22 protein-coding genes are annotated in these 22516 nt (G+C 40.5%); 12 read left to right on the plus strand and 10 right to left on the minus strand.

Features of this window, described 5'->3' with window-relative positions:
- Positions 1-149: 149 nt before the first annotated feature.
- Positions 150-878, plus strand: coding sequence for a fused MFS/spermidine synthase (locus CIK86_RS12310; RefSeq protein ID WP_086993798.1), 729 nt, complete (start codon positions 150-152; stop codon positions 876-878).
- On the opposite strand, the gene dtd is transcribed toward CIK86_RS12310, so the two are convergent.
- Together dtd and CIK86_RS12320 are read right to left on the minus strand one after the other, a co-directional pair.
- Positions 862-1299 carry a D-aminoacyl-tRNA deacylase gene (gene dtd / locus CIK86_RS12315; protein WP_058372331.1) on the minus strand — a complete coding sequence of 146 codons (438 nt, stop codon included), beginning with the start codon at positions 1297-1299 and terminating at the stop codon, positions 862-864. The genes CIK86_RS12310 and dtd overlap by 17 nt on opposite strands.
- Position 1300: 1 nt before the next feature.
- On the minus strand, positions 1301-2203 hold the full coding sequence (locus tag CIK86_RS12320) for a virulence factor BrkB family protein (RefSeq protein ID WP_086993851.1): 903 nt from the start codon (positions 2201-2203) through the stop codon (positions 1301-1303).
- A gap of 87 nt (positions 2204-2290) precedes the next feature.
- On the opposite strand from CIK86_RS12320, the gene CIK86_RS12325 reads away from it, so the two are divergent.
- Together CIK86_RS12325 and CIK86_RS12330 are read left to right on the plus strand one after the other, a co-directional pair.
- A complete protein-coding gene (locus tag CIK86_RS12325) occupies positions 2291-2947 on the plus strand; it encodes a DUF2959 domain-containing protein (RefSeq protein WP_086993793.1) in 657 nt (218 codons plus the stop codon).
- Between the two features lie 92 nt (positions 2948-3039).
- Positions 3040-4119, plus strand: coding sequence for an MBL fold metallo-hydrolase (locus CIK86_RS12330; protein WP_086993848.1), 1080 nt, complete (start codon positions 3040-3042; stop codon positions 4117-4119).
- Between the two features lie 333 nt (positions 4120-4452).
- On the opposite strand, the gene typA is transcribed toward CIK86_RS12330, so the two are convergent.
- Positions 4453-6276, minus strand: coding sequence for a translational GTPase TypA (typA, locus tag CIK86_RS12335; RefSeq protein ID WP_086993789.1), 1824 nt, complete (start codon positions 6274-6276; stop codon positions 4453-4455).
- 509 nt (positions 6277-6785) lie between these two features.
- Here typA and glnA point away from each other — a divergent pair.
- The 9 genes from glnA (at position 6786) to CIK86_RS12380 (ending at position 16210) form a co-directional block, all read left to right on the plus strand.
- On the plus strand, positions 6786-8192 hold the full coding sequence (glnA, locus tag CIK86_RS12340; protein WP_086993786.1) for a glutamate--ammonia ligase: 1407 nt from the start codon (positions 6786-6788) through the stop codon (positions 8190-8192).
- 115 nt (positions 8193-8307) lie between these two features.
- Positions 8308-8829 carry a DUF4124 domain-containing protein gene (locus CIK86_RS12345; protein WP_086993783.1) on the plus strand — a complete coding sequence of 174 codons (522 nt, stop codon included), beginning with the start codon at positions 8308-8310 and terminating at the stop codon, positions 8827-8829.
- Positions 8830-8921: 92 nt separating this feature from the next.
- A complete protein-coding gene (glnL, locus tag CIK86_RS12350) occupies positions 8922-9992 on the plus strand; it encodes a nitrogen regulation protein NR(II) (RefSeq protein ID WP_086993780.1) in 1071 nt (356 codons plus the stop codon).
- A gap of 15 nt (positions 9993-10007) precedes the next feature.
- Positions 10008-11393 (plus strand): nitrogen regulation protein NR(I), encoded by a 1386-nt coding sequence (ntrC, locus tag CIK86_RS12355; protein ID WP_086993777.1) that lies wholly within the window; start codon positions 10008-10010, stop codon positions 11391-11393.
- Positions 11394-11422: 29 nt separating this feature from the next.
- Positions 11423-11881 carry a cyclic nucleotide-binding domain-containing protein gene (locus tag CIK86_RS12360; protein WP_011326881.1) on the plus strand — a complete coding sequence of 153 codons (459 nt, stop codon included), beginning with the start codon at positions 11423-11425 and terminating at the stop codon, positions 11879-11881.
- A gap of 79 nt (positions 11882-11960) precedes the next feature.
- Entirely contained in the window at positions 11961-12344 is a 384-nt protein-coding gene (locus tag CIK86_RS12365) for an RNA-binding S4 domain-containing protein (protein WP_011326880.1), read from the plus strand.
- A gap of 107 nt (positions 12345-12451) precedes the next feature.
- The gene (locus tag CIK86_RS12370) at positions 12452-12886 is read left to right on the plus strand and encodes a hypothetical protein (RefSeq protein ID WP_086993774.1); all 435 of its coding nucleotides are present in this window, start codon (positions 12452-12454) and stop codon (positions 12884-12886) included.
- 186 nt (positions 12887-13072) lie between these two features.
- The gene (acnA, locus tag CIK86_RS12375; RefSeq protein ID WP_086993771.1) at positions 13073-15817 is read left to right on the plus strand and encodes an aconitate hydratase AcnA; all 2745 of its coding nucleotides are present in this window, start codon (positions 13073-13075) and stop codon (positions 15815-15817) included.
- A 141-nt stretch (positions 15818-15958) separates the two neighbouring features.
- Positions 15959-16210, plus strand: a complete 252-nt coding sequence (locus tag CIK86_RS12380) for a hypothetical protein (RefSeq protein WP_011326877.1) — start codon at positions 15959-15961, stop codon at positions 16208-16210.
- 14 nt (positions 16211-16224) lie between these two features.
- On the opposite strand, the gene CIK86_RS12385 is transcribed toward CIK86_RS12380, so the two are convergent.
- The 7 genes from CIK86_RS12385 to rplP form a co-directional block, all read right to left on the minus strand.
- Positions 16225-16728 carry a DUF4124 domain-containing protein gene (locus CIK86_RS12385; protein ID WP_086993768.1) on the minus strand — a complete coding sequence of 168 codons (504 nt, stop codon included), beginning with the start codon at positions 16726-16728 and terminating at the stop codon, positions 16225-16227.
- A 136-nt stretch (positions 16729-16864) separates the two neighbouring features.
- Entirely contained in the window at positions 16865-17605 is a 741-nt protein-coding gene (locus tag CIK86_RS12390; RefSeq protein ID WP_058372320.1) for a phosphoadenylyl-sulfate reductase, read from the minus strand.
- Between the two features lie 43 nt (positions 17606-17648).
- Positions 17649-19346: an assimilatory sulfite reductase (NADPH) hemoprotein subunit gene (gene cysI, locus CIK86_RS12395; protein ID WP_086993765.1), complete on the minus strand. Its 1698-nt coding sequence runs from the start codon at positions 19344-19346 to the stop codon at positions 17649-17651.
- A gap of 61 nt (positions 19347-19407) precedes the next feature.
- The gene (locus CIK86_RS12400) at positions 19408-21222 is read right to left on the minus strand and encodes an assimilatory sulfite reductase (NADPH) flavoprotein subunit (protein ID WP_086993762.1); all 1815 of its coding nucleotides are present in this window, start codon (positions 21220-21222) and stop codon (positions 19408-19410) included.
- Positions 21223-21643: 421 nt separating this feature from the next.
- Complete coding sequence (rpsQ, locus tag CIK86_RS12405; protein ID WP_011326872.1) at positions 21644-21901, minus strand: 30S ribosomal protein S17; 258 nt, start codon at positions 21899-21901, stop codon at positions 21644-21646.
- Positions 21901-22092, minus strand: a complete 192-nt coding sequence (gene rpmC / locus CIK86_RS12410) for a 50S ribosomal protein L29 (RefSeq protein ID WP_011326871.1) — start codon at positions 22090-22092, stop codon at positions 21901-21903. The genes rpsQ and rpmC overlap by 1 nt, the downstream gene beginning before the upstream one ends.
- The gene (gene rplP, locus CIK86_RS12415) at positions 22092-22505 is read right to left on the minus strand and encodes a 50S ribosomal protein L16 (protein WP_011326870.1); all 414 of its coding nucleotides are present in this window, start codon (positions 22503-22505) and stop codon (positions 22092-22094) included. The genes rpmC and rplP overlap by 1 nt, the downstream gene beginning before the upstream one ends.
- Positions 22506-22516 lie beyond the last annotated feature (11 nt).

Consider the following 22516-nt stretch of genomic DNA (forward strand, 5'->3'; position numbering starts at 1 on the left):
GTTAAGCCGTAAATAAAATACAACGTCACTTAATTATGGCAAATACCATACTCCATCTAAAAAAAACTGCCAATACGACTTTGGTGATGGCAAATACAAAGTGTAAAAAATTAATGACAAAAGCCATTGCGCTTTGCCTCGGCTAGTTTATGCTGAGCAACATGAGCGAATACATAAACCCTGTAAATGGCCTAATTAATAGCTATTTTATTGAAAACAGCCACAGTATTGGCCAGTTACTTTATTGGCATAAATATGGGGGCGATCACATTCAAGTACGCCAACATCAGCAACTGCGTTGGCTGCTAATAAATGACACTCTGCAATCTGTGGTAACGCAGCAGCAACCAAGCAATTTATTACTTCCACACTTACAGTGCTTAGCACAGCATTGGCACACTTTAAGCGCCCCTAAAAAAGTACTCGAGCTGGGGCTTGGCGGCGGCGCAATTCGTAATTATTTGCTGCACCAATATCCACACGCAAAAATCACCTCAGCTGAAATAAATGCAGATATAATTAGTTGTTATAAAAAGTTTTTTACTACGCAGCAAGTGCCTAGTAATAATACACAGCGGTTACTTTGTGAGGATGCTCAGCAAGTACTGGGGCGCGCCCGCAACATAGATTGGATTATTTTAGATTTATTTAGCCAAATAGACGCGCCACGATTTTTATTCGCCCCCGCTTTTTATCAAAAAATACACGCAGCCCTTAACAACAACGGCACGCTATTTATTAATTTTTTATCGCAACATGAGTCGCAATTAAAACAGTTACAGCAAGTATTACTTAATGTATTTGGTTATAAAGTTAGCCCGCAAAAGGTAGCAGGCTATATAAATCATATTGTGGTGATCACTAAACAGCTAAATTAAAGGTCACTGGCCCATCGTTACACAAGCTCACTTGCATATCGGCACCAAACTCACCGGTAGCAACCGTTAAATTAAGCGCCTTGGCTTGCGCTACAAAGTACTCGTATAACTCATTAGCTTGGCTTGGGGTTGCCGCCGATGAAAAACTAGGTCGCATGCCCTTTTTAGTATTTGCCGCCAAAGTAAACTGCGATACCACTAATAGCTCACCAGCAATATCTTTTAGACTTAGGTTCATTTTGTCGTTTTCGTCAGTAAAAATGCGGTAATTACTAATCTTATGCAGCAACTTATCGGCCGCTTGCTCGTCATCTTGTTTTTCAACACCCAACAACACTAAAATTCCTTGACCAATTTCGCCAACTACTTGGTTATTAATTTCTACTTTGGCATGTTTTACACGTTGTATTAAACCTTGCATTTTACAGCGTATCCTTTGTATTTGGTTGCTCGTCTAGCTCTATTTCGGGCGTGTCTTCTACATTTTCAGGGCTAATACACGCCGTAAGCTCAGCGCCCAGCAACACCACTACCCACGACAAATATATCCACACAAACAAAATAGGAATGGTAGCAACTGCACCATAAATAACTTCATAAGATGGAAAGTGGCTAATATAAAGCGCAAAACCTTTTTTAGTTAACTCAAACAACATGGCAGCAAATAGTGCCCCAGGTATCGCCGCTTTAAACGACACTCGAGTGTTGGGCACCAAGGTGTAGAGCATAATAAAACCCACCATAGAAATGCCGTACGGTAATAACTTTAATAAAAAGCCACTAAACCCCGGAATCCCCTGATCAGCAAACGACACCAGCGATACAATATACGAAGTAACTGCAATACTACCGCCTAAAAATACGGGTCCTAAACTGAGTACCATCCAATAAACGGCAAACGAAATCATCATTGGACGCTTTTTCTTAATTCGCCAAATACGGTTAAGCGTGGCATCAACATTACGAATGAGTAACAAGGCAATAGCAGCTAAAAAACCAATACCCACTGCGGTCATTTGATTTGCATTGCCCGCAAACGAGCTAATATGCTCTTTAATAACATCTGACGAGGTAGGTACGAAGTTAGTAAATAAAAAGCTTTCAATTGCTAATCGAGTTGATTCAAACCCCGGAAAAGCCGAAAATATCGCCACACCTACGGCAATTAATGGCACCAATGAAAGCAAAGTTACATAAGCTAAATAGCCCGCATTAACGGTTATTTGGTCATCAATACAGCGGTTAATATATTGCATCCACCAGCTGGGTTGCTGCCGTAAAAAAGATCCAACTTGCTGTTTATAATAAGAGAGCTTATCGTTCATAACATTGACTTGTGCTAATATAATTTTGACCATAATAACAATCAGCACCATAATTTACAGCATTAACACACGTAAATAGGAAAGCAAATGAAAAAACAAACATTACTGAGTGTTACCGTACTTGCACTTGCACTAACATTATCGGGTTGCCAGTCGGCTTATTACTCGGCCATGGAAAAGGTAGGCGTACACAAACGCGATATTCTTATTGACCGCGTAGAAGAAACCAAAGACTCGCAACAAGAGTCTCAAGAAGAGTTTAAGTCAGCGCTTGAGCGCTTAACTACACTTATTGATTTTAATGGTGGCGAACTGCAAGACACTTACAATCAGTTAAACGATGACTATGAGTCGAGCTTAAATGCCGCTAACGAAGTGTCAACTAACATCAATAAAGTAGAAGACGTAGCAGAAGCCTTATTTGATGAGTGGAGCGATGAGCTTGAGCAATATAAAAGCGCATCACTTAAACGTGAAAGCAGTAAAAAGCTAGCCGCGACTAAGCGTCAATTTGATCAGCTATTACGCTCAATGCGCAGCGCAGAGAGCAAAATGGAGCCGGTATTAACATCGCTTCATGATAACGTTTTATACTTAAAGCATAACTTAAACGCACAAGCGGTATCGGCTATTAAAGGCGAGTTCACTAACCTTAAACGCGATATACAATTGCTTATGAACGACATGAACAAATCGATTGCCGACTCAAATAAATTTATTGAACAAATGAATAGTGCCGGTTAATTAGCTGATATTATATTTAAATTTGCCTGCATTATTGCAGGCTTTTTTATGGCTGCATGGCTGCTTTAGCACTATTTAAAACGGATTTAATTATGAAACACATTACCCTTATAATCTTTATAAGCTGTTTTTTATCAGCGTGTAGTACACCTAATCAGGTGCAAAAAATAGCTGATAAAAACTCAGTTATTGCTGTTAACAACCAAACAGGTCGTTACCATAATTTATATCAAGGCAAAAAGGTTTACCCAACCACCTGCGAGCAAAACTGCTACCCGCCACATCCGAACTTGATTTGCGAAACACCCAGCAGCAACTGCCAGTATCAAGGGAAGCAAATTAAGCCGCAGCTCAATACCGGTTATACGGTTCGTTGGTTAGGGCATGCCAGCTTTGTGGTCAGTACACCTAATGGACAAAATGTTTTATTTGATCCGGTTAGTGAGCAGTTTGATTCACCGGTTGATTTAGGCTTTAAGCTTGCCGGTGGGTTTTATCGCAAACCCGGAGCATGGCCAAATAAGCAAACACTTGAAAACATTAACGCCGTTATGTATTCGCATATTCATTACGATCACTTTAATAAAGCAGATATTAAAAAACTAGGTACTCAACCACGTTATTTAGCCCCCCTAGGCATGGCAGATAACTTCCCAACGGGTGGCTTTAATATTACTGAAATGGCGTGGTATGCAAAAACCAGCATTGAGGACTTAACCATACACGCAGTGCCTGCGCATCACTTTAGTAATCGGGTGCTTATCCCTTATATTTACGAAGATGATAATAAAGATTCTTGGAATGGCTGGCTGCTTGAACAAAATGGCAGCACCTTATTTTTTGCCGGCGATACTGGCTATTCACAACACTTTAAAGACATACAGCAAAAATACGGTGATATAGACCTATGCCTAATGCCAATTGCCTCTTATTACCATAAAACCAACGCTAAAGGGTATCGCTACGTTCATACCACGCCAGAGGATGCCCTTAATGCGGCCACAGAGCTTAATTGCAAAGTAATGATACCATGGGGATATGGCAACTCAAGCTGGCAAATGGGCGATCACAGCAGCCACTCAGCACTATCGCGCTTACTGCATATGTATAAACAAATGAATGCACCAATACCGCTGTATATTTTAAATGAAGGCGAAACAATTAAACTTTAAGTAATGTACGTAGGTTGGGTTGAGCGCAGCGAAACCCAACGAAAAATACCTTACCAACAAACACTAGTACTTAGCCTTATCGGCTGTTTTAAGCTCACTCTGCGTACAAAAGATCTTTAAGTGAATTATTCACAAAGAGGTTAAGAGGCGCTGCGCTTTTAGAGGAAAAAAATCAATGTAGTGAACAAGTGCACAGCACACCAATTATCGCGGTGGTGGTAATTTCTTTAATCTACCCTCTTTAACCTTTTATTTAGCTAACCCACAAACACAAAAAAGCCGCTGTATTTTGCAATACAGCGGCTTTTAAAATCATTATTCTAAATTAATAGATTATGACTTAGGAGCACGACCCGCACGTTTACGTTCGTTTTCTGTAAGATGACGCTTACGAATACGAATGTTTAGTGGCGTTACTTCAACTAACTCATCTTCATCAATAAACTCAAGCGCTTGCTCAAGTGAATAGTTAAGGTGCGGAGAAAGCGTTTGCGCTTCATCTGTACCAGATGCACGTACGTTAGTTAACTGCTTGCCTTTAAGGGCGTTAACTGTAAGGTCGTTATCACGGTTATGAATACCGATAACCATACCTTCGTAAACTTCAACACCGTGGCCGATGAATAAACGGCCGCGCTCTTGTAAGTTAAACAATGCGTTAGTCAGTGCTTTACCTGTAGCATTTGCAATCATTACACCATTTTTACGAACACCAATGTCACCACCTTTGTGAGGACCGTAATGATCGAACGTATGGTACATAAGACCAGTACCTGATGTAATTGTCATAAAATCAGTTTGGAAACCAATTAAGCCGCGACTTGGGATAATAAAGTCTAAACGCATACGGCCTTTGCCATCTGGAGACATGTTAGTAAGCTCACCTTTACGTAGGCCAACTTGCTCCATTACAGAACCCTGATGCTCTTCTTGACAGTCAATTGTTACTGTTTCAAACGGTTCTTCTAATACGCCGTCAACAGTACGCAAAATTACCTCTGGACGAGATACTGCAAGCTCGTAACCTTCACGACGCATGTTTTCGATTAAGATACCTAGGTGTAACTCACCACGGCCAGAAACACGGAAGCTATCTGGGCTAGCAGTATCTTCAACGCGAAGTGCTACGTTGTGCACTAATTCTTTATCTAAACGCTCACGGATATTACGTGACGTTACAAACTTACCTTCTTTACCACAAAAAGGTGAGTTATTTACAGAGAATGTCATTGTTACTGTTGGCTCATCAACACTTAGTGGTGGTAATGCTTCAACGTTAGTAGGACAACAAACAGTGTCTGAAATCTTAAGCTCGCCAATACCGGTTACAGTAACGATGTTACCTGCATAACCACGGTCTGTTTCAATACGCTCAAGGCCTAAGTAGCTTTGTACTGTACCAATTTTACCGTTACGTTTAGTACCGTCAGCACTAATAATAGTTACTTGTTGGTTTGGAGCAACAGAACCACGCTTGATACGACCAACACCAATTACACCCACGTATGAGTTGTAATCTAGTTGAGAAATCTGCATTTGGAAGTCACCTTCAGGATCTGCATCTGGTGGTGATACTTCGTCAACGATCATTTGGAACATGTCATCCATGTTATCAGATGGCTTGTCTAAATCTAATGTTGCCCAGCCATTGATTGCTGATGCATAGATTACTTTAAAATCTAACTGATCATCAGTGGCGCCTAAGTTATCGAATAAATCAAAGATTTGATCCATAACCCAATCAGGACGTGCACTTGGCTTGTCGATTTTATTAATTACTACGATTGGCTTTAAACCTTGCGCAAATGCCTTTTGCGTAACAAAACGCGTTTGTGGCATTGGGCCTTCTTGAGCGTCAACAATTAGTAATACTGAGTCAGCCATTGAAAGTACGCGTTCCACTTCACCACCGAAATCGGCGTGTCCTGGAGTATCTACGATATTAATGTGGTAGCCGTTCCATGAAATAGCGGTGTTTTTCGCTAAAATGGTAATACCACGCTCTCTTTCTATATCGTTTGAATCCATCACGCGCTCTTCATTACCGCCGCGTGTTTCTAATGTGCCTGAAAACTCAAGCAGTTTGTCAACCAGTGTAGTTTTACCGTGGTCAACGTGGGCGATAATTGCTATATTTCTTATCTTTTCGATACTCATTAATATTCACTCAGAGAAATTGAATCTCATTGATCCTGCAGGGGCTTACGCACTCACCTGCGTTTTCACGAGATGTCCCAGCATAGGATTTAAAAGGGCGCATATTATCCCTTATAAATGGAATGGATGAAAGTTTATCCAATATAAATTTGCAAACTTTCTGGTTTTTTTATTTAACCTACTGTTTTAAATTAACTAATTATAAAAATAAAATTTTTAATATTTTTATAAAAACCTCCACTTTAATGACTTTATTGCTATTTTGGTCAGTCTTTTGTATTTACTTTATGTTAGTCTATCACGATTAAATAGCGAGCAACTTTTTACTCTGTAACTGTTGCACTATATTGAAGCATTTACGCACCATAATGGTGCGCATTAGAAACAGCCGTTATTACTTTTGTATTTTTTATGTTTATAAACATTAAGTTACAATAGTGGCACAAAATCAGCTTATAAAACACAAAGCATTTAAGCAGCAATAACAAAACCTTATAGTTGGAGGACACATGTCGCAATCGGTTTTAGATTTTATTAAAGAAAATGACGTTAAGTTCATTGATTTACGCTTTACTGATACCAAAGGTAAAGAGCAGCATATTTCAATTCCTCATCACCAAATTGATGAAGACTTTTTTGAAGATGGTAAAATGTTCGATGGTTCTTCAATTGCTGGCTGGAAAGGCATAAACGAATCAGACATGGTGCTAATGCCTGTTGCTGAATCAGCTAAGCTTGACCCATTCACTGAAGAAGCCACATTAATTATACGTTGTGACGTAGTAGAGCCTTCTACATTACAAGGTTACGAGCGCGATCCACGCTCTGTAGCAAAGCGTGCTGAAGAATATATGCGCTCTACGGGTATTGCTGATACGGTTTTATTTGGCCCAGAGCCAGAGTTCTTCGTATTTGATGACGTAAAATATAAAACAGACATGTCTGGCTCTATGTACAAAATCGATTCTAAGCAAGCTGCTTGGAACTCAGATAAAGAATACGCAGACGGCAATACAGGTCATCGCCCTGGCGTTAAAGGCGGTTACTTCCCAGTTGCTCCTGTTGATGACTTTCAAGATTGGCGCTCTGCTACTTGTCTAGTATTAGAAGAAATGGGACAAGTTGTTGAAGCACATCATCACGAAGTAGCAACTGCAGGGCAAAACGAAATTGCTACGCGCTTTAATACTATGGTAATTAAAGCCGATGAAATTCAAGAAATGAAGTATGTTATTCATAACATGGCTCATTTATACGGCAAAACAGCTACTTTTATGCCTAAACCTATTGTTGGCGATAACGGTTCTGGTATGCATTGTCATCAGTCGTTAGCTAAAGACGGTGTTAACTTATTTGCAGGTGATAAGTACGGCGGTCTTTCTGAAGATGCGCTTTATTACATTGGCGGTATTATTAAACATGCTAAAGCAATTAATGCGTTTGCTAATGCCTCTACTAACTCGTACAAACGTTTAGTACCAGGTTACGAAGCACCAGTAATGCTTGCATACTCTGCACGTAACCGTTCTGCATCGATTCGTATTCCGGTAGTACCATCAGCTAAAGGTCGTCGTATTGAAGTACGCTTCCCTGATGCAACGGCTAACCCGTATCTTGCTTTTGCTGCCATGCTTATGGCTGGCCTTGATGGAATTAAAAATAAAATCCATCCTGGTGATGCAATGGATAAAGATTTATACGACCTACCTGCAGAAGAAGCAGCAGAAATTCCAACCGTTGCCTCTTCATTAGAAGAAGCACTGGCATCTCTTGATGCTGACCGTGAGTTTTTAAATCAAGGTGACGTGTTCTCTAATGATTTAATTGATGCTTACATTAAACTTAAGAGTCAAGAAGTTGAAAGACTTAACATGACAACGCACCCTATTGAGTTTGAAATGTATTACAGCTGTTAATTTTAATTAACAGTTATAAAATATATATTTAAGCCCGCTTTGCGGGCTTTTTTAATGGTAAATTAGTACTTTCTCCACTAAAGTAAAGTTAATGTAAAAAATGCAGGGTTGCAGAGTGAGTAGCAAGATTTTATTACTACTAATTACTTCATTATTAAGTATTTGTAGTTACGCTGGTGAAAAAAAAATTTACGCATGGAAAGATAAAAATGGCGTATTGGTGTTTTCAGATACCCCTCATATTGGTGCCAAAGAGATAAAACTCACCAGCCAAGATTTAACCATGCCTGCAACAAATACTGATATATTAAATAATCAAACTAAAGCGCAGCCGGTTGCATTTAGTATTGGTATTGCATCGCCTGAGCATCAGCAAACTATTCGTGAAAACACCGGCTCTGTGTATGTATCTACTCGCATTACCCCCCGCTTTGAAAACGACTTTACGATACAGCTATTTCTTGATGGTAAAGCCTATGGCGCAGCAAGTGATACCTCAACCTTTGCTTTAAGAGATGTAGAGCGTGGTGAGCACACTCTGCAAGTTAAGCTGTACAACAAACAAAGCCAAGTCATTGCGACAAGCCCATTGAGTGTATTTTTTATGCATAGAAAAGGCTTAAGCTTAGGTAATTAACTCCCACCCAATTCACATTAAAAATAGCAATTGCAGTGCAATTTCATTAAATTACTTGCCTGAAAACACAGGCGCACTAAAATGGTGCAACAATGCTTAGTAAAACACACTTTAGCCCTGAGCTACTCAATGCCATATGGCAAAATCAAACCACCGCCGTGATGCTTTTAAACGAAAGCTTTACGCTTATTTATGCCAATACCAGTACCAGTGAACTACTTGGTTTAGGCACTAAGCGTTTATTAGGGCAGTCTTTTGATGATTTATTTAACTACCATTCAATCGATTTAAAACGCATAGCGCAATACTCTTTAATTGATGGCGTAGATTGCCACCAGCATAGGGCTGACGTGGTATTTGTTGATTCTCGTCATGCTAAATTAGCAGTCAGTTCAAAACAGATAAAATACCAAGGTGCACTTTATATTTTATTAGAATGTCGGCAAACCGATGATGAAATTAAATTCGATCAAGCATCAAATCAAATGCACCAATACCAAGCCGCACGTAATTTAATTCGAGGTTTAGCGCACGAAATTAAAAACCCTTTAGGGGGAATTCGCGGAGCGGCGCAGTTATTGCAATACGAGGTAGACCAGCAAGAAAGAAATGAATGTGCCGAGCTTATTATTGAGCAAGCCGACCGATTGCGTGAATTAGTAGATAGACTGCTTGGGCCTAACCAATTACCGCAAAAGTCTTATGGCAATATACATCAAACCTTAGAGTCGGTGATCAAATTAAGTACCCTAGATAATAGTGACAATATTCGCTTGGTAAAAGATTACGATCCGAGTATTCCCGATGTTTATATTGACCAAAGTAAAGTGCAGCAAGTGGTGCTTAATATTGTGCGTAATGCCCAGCAGGCATTAGTTAATGGTGGGGAAATAAAAATTAAAACCCGAATTAACTATCAGCACCGCCGGCCCGGTAAGGCACCCAAAAAAGCCTTGTTAATTCAAGTGCTCGATAATGGCCCAGGGATTGATATTAGTGTACGCGATACTTTGTTTTATCCTATGATCACTAATAAAGATGGCGGCTCTGGATTGGGGCTTTCTATAGCGCAAACATTAATTGATCAACACAATGGTTATATTGAGTGCGATAGCTGGCCTGGTCACACCGAATTTAATATTTATCTGCCTTTTGCAGATTAACGCCTTGGAGTATGCATGAAAACAGTTTGGCTTGTAGATGACGATGCCTCTATTCGTTTTGTATTAGAAAAAGCGCTTACTCGCGCAGGTTTTACAGTACAAAGCTTTGCTGAAGCACAAAGTGTGCTTAATGCATTAAAATTTAGCCAACCGAGCGTGCTGATCTCCGATGTAAGAATGCCCGGAATGGACGGCATGGCACTGCTGGAGCTAATAGCTGAGCAAGTGCCCGGCTTACCGGTTATTATTATTACCGCGCATTCAGATCTCGATTCCGCCGTAAATGCTTTTCAAAAAGGGGCTTTTGAATATTTAGCCAAACCTTTTGATTTAAACGAAGCGATTGCCCTAGTTGAAAGCGCCTATAGAGCTAATTCTACAAAAAAAGTTAAACGTAAACTCACGCCCCCTAAAAGCGCACATATAATTGGCGAAGCACCTGCCATGCAAGAAGTGTTTAGGGCCATAGGTAAGCTTGCAGCCTCAAGCATGAGTGTACTTATTAATGGTGAGTCAGGAACGGGTAAAGAGCTTGTTGCCAGCGCCCTGCACAACCATAGTCCACGTAAAGAAAACCAATTTATTGCGCTAAATATGGCCGCAATCCCTAAAGAGCTGGTTGAGTCAGAATTATTCGGCCATGAAAAAGGGGCTTTTACTGGTGCAGATAGCGTGCGAAAAGGCCGTTTTGAACAAGCCAATGGCGGCACCCTATTTTTAGATGAAATTGGCGATATGCCCCTCGACGTACAAACTCGACTACTGCGGGTATTATCTGATGGAGAGTTTTACCGTGTTGGCGGGCATAAAAGCATAAAAGTAGATGTGCGTATTATTGCTGCAACCCATCAAAACCTTGAAGAGCTAGTAAAACAAGGCAAGTTTAGGGATGACTTATTTCATCGCTTAAATGTAGTGCGCCTGCGCTTACCAGCCCTCAGGGAGCGTACCGAAGACATTGAGCGTCTAGCACTGCACTTTTTACATAAAAGCGCTAAAGATCTGCAAGTAGAAAGCAAAATTCTTAGCCTTAAAGCAATTGAGCAGCTACGCTTGTTCAGTTGGCCCGGTAACGTACGCCAATTAGAAAACACCTGCCGCTGGCTTACGGTTATGGCTCCTGGTGAGCTTGTTAGCGAGCAAGACTTGCCACCTGAAATTATTAATGCCTCACTAACTCAAGAAGAAGGCGATTGGTTAGATGCCTTCCAGTTATGGCTTAATCAGGAACTTAAACAAGGTAAGGAAAATATTTGGCCTAATATTCAAGCGCAACTCGAAACCCGCTTAATAAAAACAGTACTCGCCAATTGCGCAGGCCACAAACAAGAAGCCGCTATAAAAATAGGCTGGGGACGCAATACATTGACCCGTAAATTAAAAGAGCGCAACATTAATTAGTTTTGCGCGTAATAACTCTTAGGTAATTAATGAAGTTAATAGAGAACATTCCGCTATTTAAACAGATGGAAATTATCAACCGTTTAGGATTTTTTAAAGAATTTAGCCTTAACGAGCGCCAAATACTTTTAGAGTCGTTTGGTTTATTATATTTAGTGCGCGAAAATTCATTTTTATTTAAACAGCACGACAACGATAAGCGCTTATTTATAGTGCTTAGCGGTGCATTAATAGTGTTTAAGCACAACCATTTATTAGAGCTCGGTACTATACGTCCTGGGGAGTTTATTGGTGAAGGCGCTTTTATTAATAACCGCGCACGCAGCATTAGCGCACGTGCTAAAACGGATGCAATTGTGCTTGCTATTACCTCTGATGCCCTTACTCGCTTACCCAATGTAATACGCGAAAAAATTAAAGATAGAATAATTGAAGGTATGAGCTTACGTATTGCCAAGTTGAGCGAACACATAGAAAACCATGGTTAGATTTGTATACGCACTTTGATGCAAAAATAGTGACTTCACTTTATACTAGCGTTAATGCGTTACCCCACCGAGAGCAAACATGAACGAAGAATATATAGAAATTGAATTAGAAGAAGAGCCGATTGAGCTGTGTAAATTATTAAAAGTACTAAATTTAGTAGAAGGCGGCGGCCAAGCAAAAAACTTAATTGCTGAAGGTTATGTGGGTGTTAACCATGAAATTTGTACAATTAAACGGAAAAAACTATACAGTGGCGACATACTAGAATTTGATGGTGAGCTTTTTCAACTTGCATTAACCGAAGATGCAACACCGGTAGAGCGACCTGCCGAGCAGCCGCAATCTGAGCCAAGCCAAGCAGCACCGCAGCCAGCGAGTCAGCCTGCAAAAAATAAACGTAAGCGTACTAAAAAACCTAAAGTAGATGAAAAAACCGGTCGTCGCCCTATTTCATTCGGTTAAATTATAGTCTTTTTTTGATTTTTTATTTATAAAACCAGCCAGCTTGTATAGTTGGCTTTTTTGATCTTTAATTACTTCACTAACTATAAAAAAAGTAAGGTAATTAAATGCTTGCACACCCCCCTCCTAAGTGGTTAAAACCACTCGCATGGGTAGCGCTTATATGGAACTTATGCGGCGTTATTGCCTTCGCACTACAAATGCTGATGACACCTGAAGTAATTAGCAAAATGCCTATAGATCAGCAAGCTGCATATTCTAACATTCCCGTTTGGTCAACCATTGCATTTGCTATTGCAGTCTTTGGCGGCACGCTTGGCAGTGCTTTATTGCTCGCTAAAAAGTCATTTGCACTGCCCGTATTTACCGTGTCGTTAATGGCTATTTTAATCCAACAGTATTACAATTTTATTGTTATTAACAGCGTTGAAATAATGGGATCTAGTGCGGTATTTATGCCACTGTTTGTGGTAGTAATTGCCATATTGCTACTTTGCATTAGCTTTAAAGGCAAACAGCAAGGCTGGTTGTATGCAAATTAAAAATATCTTTTGGGTAAGTCTAGCAGGCTCCCTTGAATTAAAAACTTTCAGCATCATCTCTATTGTAATGGCTGTTTAAAAATCACGCTTTAAACACTGTTTTTTATCTTGGTATACACTTTGCAATTCACAAACTATAAAAGGTCACTCTACACAACACTTATCTAATAACAAAAGGGGCAAATAATGAATAATAGTTTCAAAACCCAGCAGCAACTTACCGTTAATGGTGAGCAGTTTCATATTCACTCTCTTAAAGGCCTTGGCGACAAAGCCAAACGCTTACCTTTTTCTTTAAAAATACTACTCGAAAACCTACTTCGTAACGAAGATGGCGAAAACATTAAAGAACAAGACATTCAAGCCCTATTAGATTGGGACCCTCAAGCTAAACCCTCTGCTGAAGTAGCGTTTACGCCTGCCCGTGTTGTGATGCAAGACTTTACCGGTGTACCTGCCATTGTCGATTTAGCGGCAATGCGCGATGCAATGGAAAAACTAGGCGGCGATCCTGCAAAAATTAACCCGCTTTCTCCTGCTGAACTTGTTATTGACCACTCTGTGCAAGTAGATGGCTATGGTAACGAGGGTGCGTTTGACTTAAACGCCAAGCTTGAATATGACCGTAATAAAGAGCGTTATGAATTTTTACGTTGGGGCCAAACTGCCTTCGATAACTTAAAAGTTGTCCCTCCAGCAACCGGTATTGTGCACCAAGTAAATTTAGAGTATTTAGCGCGCGTTGTTTTTAATGATGAACGTAATGGCCAAAAGTACGCGTACCCAGACACCTTAGTGGGTACCGATTCGCACACCACTATGATTAACGGCTTAGGCGTACTTGGCTGGGGCGTAGGCGGCATTGAAGCCGAAGCCGCTATGCTTGGCCAACCTATTAGCTTATTAATACCTCAGGTTGTAGGGGTTAAATTAAACGGCCGTTTACCAGAGGGCACCACAGCTACCGACTTAGTACTTACCGTTACCGAAATGCTACGTAACCATGGTGTCGTTGGTAAATTTGTAGAGTTTTATGGTGATGGCCTTGCCGACTTACCACTTGCCGATAGAGCAACAATTGCCAACATGGCGCCAGAATATGGTGCTACATGTGGTATTTTCCCGATTGATGACGAAACCATTAACTATCTGCGTTTAACCAACCGCGATGAGAAACAGCTTAAACTTATTGAAGATTATGCTAAGCATCAAGGCTTATGGCGTAACGATGGCGATGAAGCTAATTACACCGATAAACTTGAACTGATATTAGATGACGTAGTACCAAGCCTTGCTGGCCCTAAACGCCCACAGGATAGAATATCACTTGATAAAGCGGGTGAAGCAATTAGCCAACATTTAAAAGAGTTTCAAGAAGAGCGTTTAGCAAAAATTAGCAGCAGTGATACACAGCAAGCACGTATCGAAAGCGAAGGCCCTGCAACTAACCCTGACGAGTCAAGTAATGAAGCACCGTTTATAGGGGCAGCCAAAGTAAACTTTAAGGGCCAAGAGTTTGAACTAAACGATGGTGCCTGTGTTATTGCCGCAATTACTAGTTGTACAAATACCTCTAACCCCAGTGTTATTTTAGCGGCTGGTTTAGTTGCTAAAAAAGCCAAGCAATTAGGGATTAATGTAAAACCTTGGGTTAAAACATCGCTTGCTCCTGGCTCTAAGGTCGTTACTGACTACTTAGAAAAAGCAGGGCTAATGGAAGATTTAGAAAGCCTAGGCTTTAACTTAGTTGGCTATGGTTGTACCACGTGTATTGGTAACTCAGGCCCACTAGCTCCTGAAATTTCAGATGCTATTCAAAAGCACAAACTGGTTGTGAGCTCAATTTTATCGGGTAACCGTAACTTTGAAGGGCGTATTCACCAAGATGTAAAAATGAACTTTTTAGCTTCTCCTCCGCTTGTTGTAGCTTACGCCATTGCGGGCAGAACCGATATTGACGTATATAACGAACCACTGGCACAAGATGCTAACGGTAACGATATTTACCTTAAAAACATTTGGCCAAGTGTTAAAGAAGTAAGCGATTTAGTTAAGGAAACGGTAACCAGAGAAATGTTCGAAAAAAGTTATGCTAACGTATACGAAGGCGATAGCCGTTGGCAAAAAATTCAAATACCTGATGGTAAACTTTACGATTGGGATGATGCATCAACTTATATTAAAAAAGCACCCTTTTTTGATGGTATGAGTATTGAGCCTCCGGGTATTCCAACCATTACCGGCGCACGTTGTTTAGCAAAACTAGGTGACTCGGTTACTACGGATCATATTTCGCCAGCCGGTGCGATTAAAGCAGACTCACCAGCAGGGTTATATTTACAAGATAACAAAGTAGGACAAGCGCAGTTTAACTCCTATGGTTCGCGTCGTGGTAACCACGAAGTAATGATGCGCGGTACATTTGCTAATATTAGGCTTAAAAACCTCCTTGCACCTGGTACTGAAGGCGGTGTTACCCGCACGCAACCTGATGATGAGCTTGCCAGTATTTATGATGCAGCCATGGAATATCAAAAGAACGATACGCCATTGGTTATTTTAGCTGGTAAAGAATATGGTACCGGCTCATCTCGCGACTGGGCGGCTAAAGGCTCGCTACTTTTAGGTGTTAAAGCTGTAATAGCACAAAGCTATGAGCGTATTCATCGCTCTAACCTTATTGGTATGGGAGTTTTACCGCTACAGTTTAAAGATGGCGAAAGCCATGAGTCGCTAGGTTTAACCGGCCAAGAGCAGTTTGATATTGAAGGCTTGCTTGATAAAACCAAGGAAGTAAGCGTTATTGCAACTAATAGTGAAGGTAAAAAAGTAAGCTTTAGTGCCGATGTACGTATTGATACGCCAAAAGAGTGGGATTACTACAAACACGGTGGCATTTTACAGTATGTACTTCGTAATATGCTCGATTAACTAATAGCAGCTTAAACTTACGCCTAAAATTTAATCATAGCCTAACAATTTTGTTAGGCTTTTTTATGCGCGTCAGTTGCGATAAATCAAGGTCATGCTTTAAAAACACCCTACACTAGTAAGACTATTAGTGAGGGCGCTATGTCACAAATCATAATTATTAGGCTACTTAAAATATCAATTGTACTTGGGTTATGCCTAATTGTGACTGGTCATGCGTTAATTGTATCAAGCTACTTTACTCGCCAGCATGGTATTAACGGCATAATTATAGCGGCAGCCTGCATTGCTATTGGCGTATTATTATCGTTACCCACTAAAATTTATTTAACTATTTTACTTATGGAAGCAGAAAAGCGTTATTTAAAAGCGCATAGCCATAAACACAAATAATGAATAATGAATAATTAAAAACCGTTTAAATCATTTAATTGTTTAGTACGTTGCTCTAATTTTTGTTTTGCTTTTTCAGCGTCATCAAACACCTTTTTAATTGATACTGGATCATAAACTCTAGGTGTAGCTGAAGTGCTATTTACTGCTGAGGATTTGGAACTGCCCGATAAAATAGCCGTATCTTGGGCAACCACCACGTTAATATCTTTAGGGTCTAGTTTTACTTCAACACTTTTACCATTAGGGTGAGGCGTATCTGAAAAATGCCATTGGCCTTGCCGATCTTGCCACTTAAATATTTTACTGCGGGTTGTTGAGGGTGTGTTCGACACGCTACTAACGGCTTGCTCAAACGTATTGCTGGTAAACGAGATTATTTTATCTTTAATTTGCTGAGATTCGTTGATCACAACAGATGTACTAAGCCATGTTTCTCCGTTTGGCTTTTTTAAATAAAACAGAGAAATAACAGCAATAATCATTACTGACACTGCTAAATAGGTAAAGTATTTCATAGCCTTCCTGCTTAAAATTAATCCTTTATTCGGCCAAGTTTAATCAAAAGCAATCAATCAGGCAATCCTTTTGTGTAAGTAAAAAACGCAGCCAAGGCTGCGTTTTATTAAGTATTGAGCGAGATAATCAATAATATTAAATACCATCACCATCAATGTGCAAACCACACTCTCGGTTTAAACCAAAAAAACGAGTTTCCTCTTCGGTCATACCGGGCTCTAGCTTACGTGTAGTATGTATGTCTCCCATAGAGACATAGCCTTCTTCCCAAAGAGGATGGTACGGCAAGTTATGCTTAGTTAAATACTGATATACATCGCGGTTTGTCCACTCAATAATTGGGTAAACTTTTACTGTACCACGGCTAATTTCAATTACTTGCTTATCAGCACGGCTTGATGCTTGGTCGCGACGCAGGCCACTAAACCACGTACCAGCATTAATTTCTTTTAAGGCGCGAGTCATCGGCTCAACTTTATTAAGCTGATTGTACTGCTTAATTCCGGCCTCTCCTTGCTCCCATAGCTTGCCAAATTTAGCTTCTTGCCAAGCAGGGCTAAGCTCTGATTTGTACACTTTTAAATTGAGTGATAAACGTGCCGTCATTTGCTCAATAAATTGATACGTTTGTGGAAACAAATAACCTGTATCTGTTAATACCACCGGAATATCTGGCTGTTGTGATGTTATTAAGTGCAACATTACGGCGGCTTGAATACCAAAACTCGATGATAAAAAATGTGTCTCAGGTAAGTTTTCAAGTGCCCATTGCACGCGCTGCTCGGCGCTCATGTTTTTCAGTATGCCATTGGCGTCTGCTAGCATGCTAGTTTGGCTTTGTTTATCTAACTGTAAAATGTTTTTAAATTCACTCATGGCAAATTCCAAACCTTAGCCAGTGTGTTGCACTGGCTTATTATTATGCGTGAAAATCGGTAACTGATACTTTAACTTCAGCAACAATGCCTTTGCGGATCACAAAATCACCAAAGCATTCACCGTCATTACGCTCATTAACCCATTGACCAATTAATTCATCAAAAGCAGCTAAATACACGTCTTCACCCACATTTTCTAAATATAATTTAGGAATACGTGTGCCTTCAAGGTTACCGCCTAGATACACATTATATTTACCCGGACCTTTCCCAACCAATCCCGCTTCGGCTAACATGGCACGCCCACAGCCATTGGGGCAACCCACAACGCGCATAATAATACTGTCATTTGGTACTCCATGCTTAGCCAATAAGCCTTCTATTTTTTCAATTAAACTCGGTAAGTAACGCTCGGCTTCCGCCATCGCTAAAGGACAAGTCGGAAGTGATACACACGCCATTGAGTTTTTACGTTGCTCTGAATCTTTGTCATCAATCAAACCGTGTTCACGCGCTATTTTTTCAATTATTGCTTTTTGATCAGCAGGCACACCGGCAATGATCAAATTTTGATTTGCTGTCATACGAAAATCACCTTGATGAATTTCAGCAATTTTGCGACAACCTGTTTTTAATGGCTTGTCTGGGTAATCCAAAATACGACCACTTTGGATAAATAGTGTTAAATGACTCTTTCCATCAATGCCATCAACCCAGCCGATGCGATCGCCACGATGAGTGAACTTATAAGGTCTAATCGGCTCAAATTTAACACCAACACGTTTTTCAACTTCTGCTTTAAAAACATCGCTACCAACACGGTCGAGCGTATATTTTGTTTTTGCATTTTTACGATTTTCGCGATTCCCCCAATCACGCTGAACTGATAAAACATGTTCAGCTACACTCAATGTATGCTCAAGAGGTATAAAACCAAATTCATCAGCTTTGCGTGGGTAAGTTGCAGTATCACCATGAGTCATAGCAAGGCCCCCACCCACCAACACATTAAAACCAACTAGCTTGCCGTTTTGTGCAACCGCAACAAAATTTAAGTCGTTAGCATGTATATCAACCTCGTTATTAGGTGGAATTGTTACCGTAGTTTTAAATTTGCGCGGTAAATAAGTCGCCCCTAAAATGGGTTCTTCTGTGGTTTCTGTCTTTTCACCATCCAACCAAATTTCAGCGTATGCTTTGGTTTTTGGTAATAAATGCTCAGAAATTTTCACAGCCCATTGATAAGCCTCTAAATGCAGTTCGGATTCAACAGGATTAGTCGTACAAAGTACATTACGATTAACGTCACCCGCCGTTGCTATAGAATCAATACCAACACTATCGAGTAATTGGTGCATGCCTTTTATTTCTGGCTTTAATACACCATGAAATTGAAATGTTTGTCGGGTAGTTAAACGAATGCTGCCATACGTTGTTTTATCACCGGAAAAATTATCAACTGCTAACCACTGTGCGGGTTTAATGATACCGCCAGGCATACGCGCGCGCAGCATAACATTATGTAAAGGCTCTAATTTCTGCTTTACACGTTCAGAGCGTATATCACGATCATCCTGTTGATACATGCCATGAAAACGAATTAACTGAAAGTTATCTGCGGTAAAACCACCAGTAATTTCATCTTTTAACCCCTGAGCAATTGTGCCGCGCAAAAAGTTACTTTCGCCTTTTAAGCGCTCGTTATCAGAAAGCTTTACGTTTTTATCTTGTTCGCTCATTTTAAATCCTAAATTTATTACAGTTACGATAATTAGATGTTAAATAAAATAAGAAGCGCGGTTAGTACACATCTTTCTGATAGCGATTTGCGCTGCGCAAATCTTTCAAGTATTGATCTGCATCTTCATAGCTCTTACCTGTGTTCTCGCTAATAATATCAACCAACGCATTGTGCACGTCTTTTGCCATTCGATTAGCGTCACCACAAATATATAAATGCGCGCCCGCTTCTAGCCATGCAAATACGTCTTTTGAGTTTTGGCGTAGCTTGTCTTGCACGTAAACTTTTTCTGCTTGATCGCGGCTAAATGCAACATCTACTTTGCTTAGTAAACCCGACTTTAAGTAACCTTGAATTTCAACTTGGTATAAAAAGTCTTGAGTAAAATGTGGATTGCCAAAAAACAGCCAGTTTTTACCTGATGCGCCACGCGCATCACGCTCTTGTAAAAAGGCTCGAAACGGTGCTATTCCCGTACCAGGGCCAACCATAATGATTGGTGTTTCATCATTCGTTGGTAAACGAAAATTATCGTTATGCTCACTAAATATCTTAACTTTACAGCCTTCCTCAGCACGGCGCGCTAAATAGCCCGAACAACCGCCTAAATGCTCACGACCAAAGGCATCAAACTCAACTAATGCTACGGTTAAATGTACCTCGTCTTCAACCTCGCTTTGGCTAGAGGCAATTGAATATAAACGTGCTTGTAATTTACGCAGGCAATCGACGAGTGTTTGCGCGTCGAGCTTAGCAGGGTTTTGTGCAACTACATCAAATATTTGGCGCGGCTCAATGTATTGATGCATTGCCGCTTTATCTTCAACCAATTTTAATAGTTGTGGTGTGCCTGTCGCTATTGCATATTTTTCCACAAAGCCAGGGTACGACTGCGTTAATTCAAGTTTTTCAATCAGTGCATCGCGAATACTTAGCTGTTCATCTGCAACTTTTACTAAACTAGCTGCATCAATTTGCGTGTGTGTAAGCAACTCATCAACACGGGCTTCGTCATTTAAAAAATACACACCTAATGAATCACCTGGTATATAACTAATGTCTGAGCCTTCAAGCGAAATTTCTACGTGGCGGACATCTTTAGTTGAATCGCGACCTGTAATTTTTTGCACTAAACCTAGTTCTGCGGCAAACGGGTTTTGCTTAGTATATTGGCTTGCCACGGTAGTTGACCCAGCAAACGGCATTGCGATAACTTGACCACCTGAGCTACCTTGCTGTGCTTTTAAATCCGGTTCAAAGGCATCCAGTGCGCCAGTGATCCAAGTTGTCGCTTCGTCTTCGTAATCTACATCTAAATCGGCGCGTTGATAAATTGTTTCTGCGCCGAGTGTATTTAACCGCTGCTCAAAGTCTTTTGCTGTTTGGCAAAAAAATTCATAGCTCGAATCCCCCAAGCCAATCACGGCTACCTTCACCCCATCTAACTTAGGCGCTTTTTTAGTGGTTAAAAATTCGTGTAAAGCCTCTGCATCTTCTGGTGGTTCACCTTCGCCGTAAGTTGCAACAACCACAGTTATAAACTTTTCTTTTTTTAGTGCAGTTGGTTTGTAATCGGCCATGCTCACTAGCTTTACGGCTAAACCGCGTGACTCTGCTTGTGCTTTTAACTTAGCAGCTACACCCTTTGCATTACCTGTTTGCGAGCCATATAAAATAGTTAATGAAACTGCCTCACCAACACTTGGAGCTGCGCCCATAGCACCGCCTAAGGCCGCCGTATTAGCATTTGCAGCAAGATAGCCGCTAACCCATGCTTGTTGAATTGGATTAAGCTCAGCCACTAAACCTTGCAGCTTTTGTACTTGCTCTTGCGATAGCGGACTTGCCGCAGCGTTTAGTTGACCTAGCAACATGAATCAATTCCCCGTAACCCTAAAAGTTAAACACAACGTACTGTTATACGTCGTTCAAAATGAGTTTTACCTCACCCAGAGACTATCTGTTGAGGTTTACTGAGCTTGTAGGATAGCGGGCAATGCAGAGTTAAAAAAAGAACAGAATCAACTTTGATATTCTATTTAGTTATTAACTTTAGTAAATATAGTTAAAAACAAATTAAGAAATGTATTTTCGAAGGATAAAAGGGGCTATTTGTGCCTGAGCTTTATTGAGTAGATAAATATTGTTGTTATGTATAAATACCACAATCATAAAAGAGCGCTAAATTAACTCTGAGTTGCTGATTGCTTGCAGCTCAAACTCGCAGCTTCGTAAAAACAAAAAGCCCCAGCAAATAAATGCCGGGGCTTTTTATAAAACAGACTTAATTAAAAATTAAGCTTGTTTTGGACGCTCAATAACTGCTACGAATGTCCAAGATTTACTCTTAGAAATTGGAGCACATTCACGGATAGTAACTACGTCACCAGCCTGAACTTCATTATTTTCGTCATGTACGTGTAGCTTAGTCGTGCGTCGAATGAATTTCCCATAAATTGGGTGCTTCACATAACGTGCGATAGCAATAGTGAAAGACTTTTCCATCTTGTCGCTAATTACACGGCCTTGAAGAGTACGAATTTTATCGCTCATTATTGACCTGCCTTCTGGTTAATAACTGTTTTTACACGCGCGATATCGCGGCGTACTGTTCTTAGCGTGTGTGTCTGAGCTAACTGACCAGTGCTTGCTTGCATGCGCATATTAAATTGCTCACGAAGAAGTCCTAGAAGTTCAGTATTAAGCTCTTCTACGCTTTTATCTTTTAGTTCGCTAGCTTTCATCACATTACCGTCCGAGTTACGAAAGTTGTTTTGAATGGCAATTTACGAGCAGCAAGGTCAAACGCTTCACGAGCAAGCTCTTCTGAAACACCTTCCATTTCGTAAAGTACTTTACCAGGCTGAATTTCAGCAACCCAATACTCAACAGAACCTTTACCTTTACCCATACGAACTTCAAGCGGTTTGTTCGTGATTGGCTTGTCTGGGAAAACACGGATCCAGATTTTACCTTGACGTTTCACGTGACGCGTCATGGCACGACGAGCTGCTTCGATTTGACGAGCAGTCATGCGGCCACGGCCAGTAGCTTTCAAACCGAAAGTACCGAAGCTTACTTTGTTACCGTTTTGCGCTAGACCACGGTTGCGACCTTTGTGCGTTTTACGGAATTTTGTACGTTTTGGCTGTAACATTACTCGCTACC

Source organism: Pseudoalteromonas sp. JB197 (assembly GCF_002332205.1).
Lineage (GTDB): Bacteria > Pseudomonadota > Gammaproteobacteria > Enterobacterales > Alteromonadaceae > Pseudoalteromonas > Pseudoalteromonas nigrifaciens.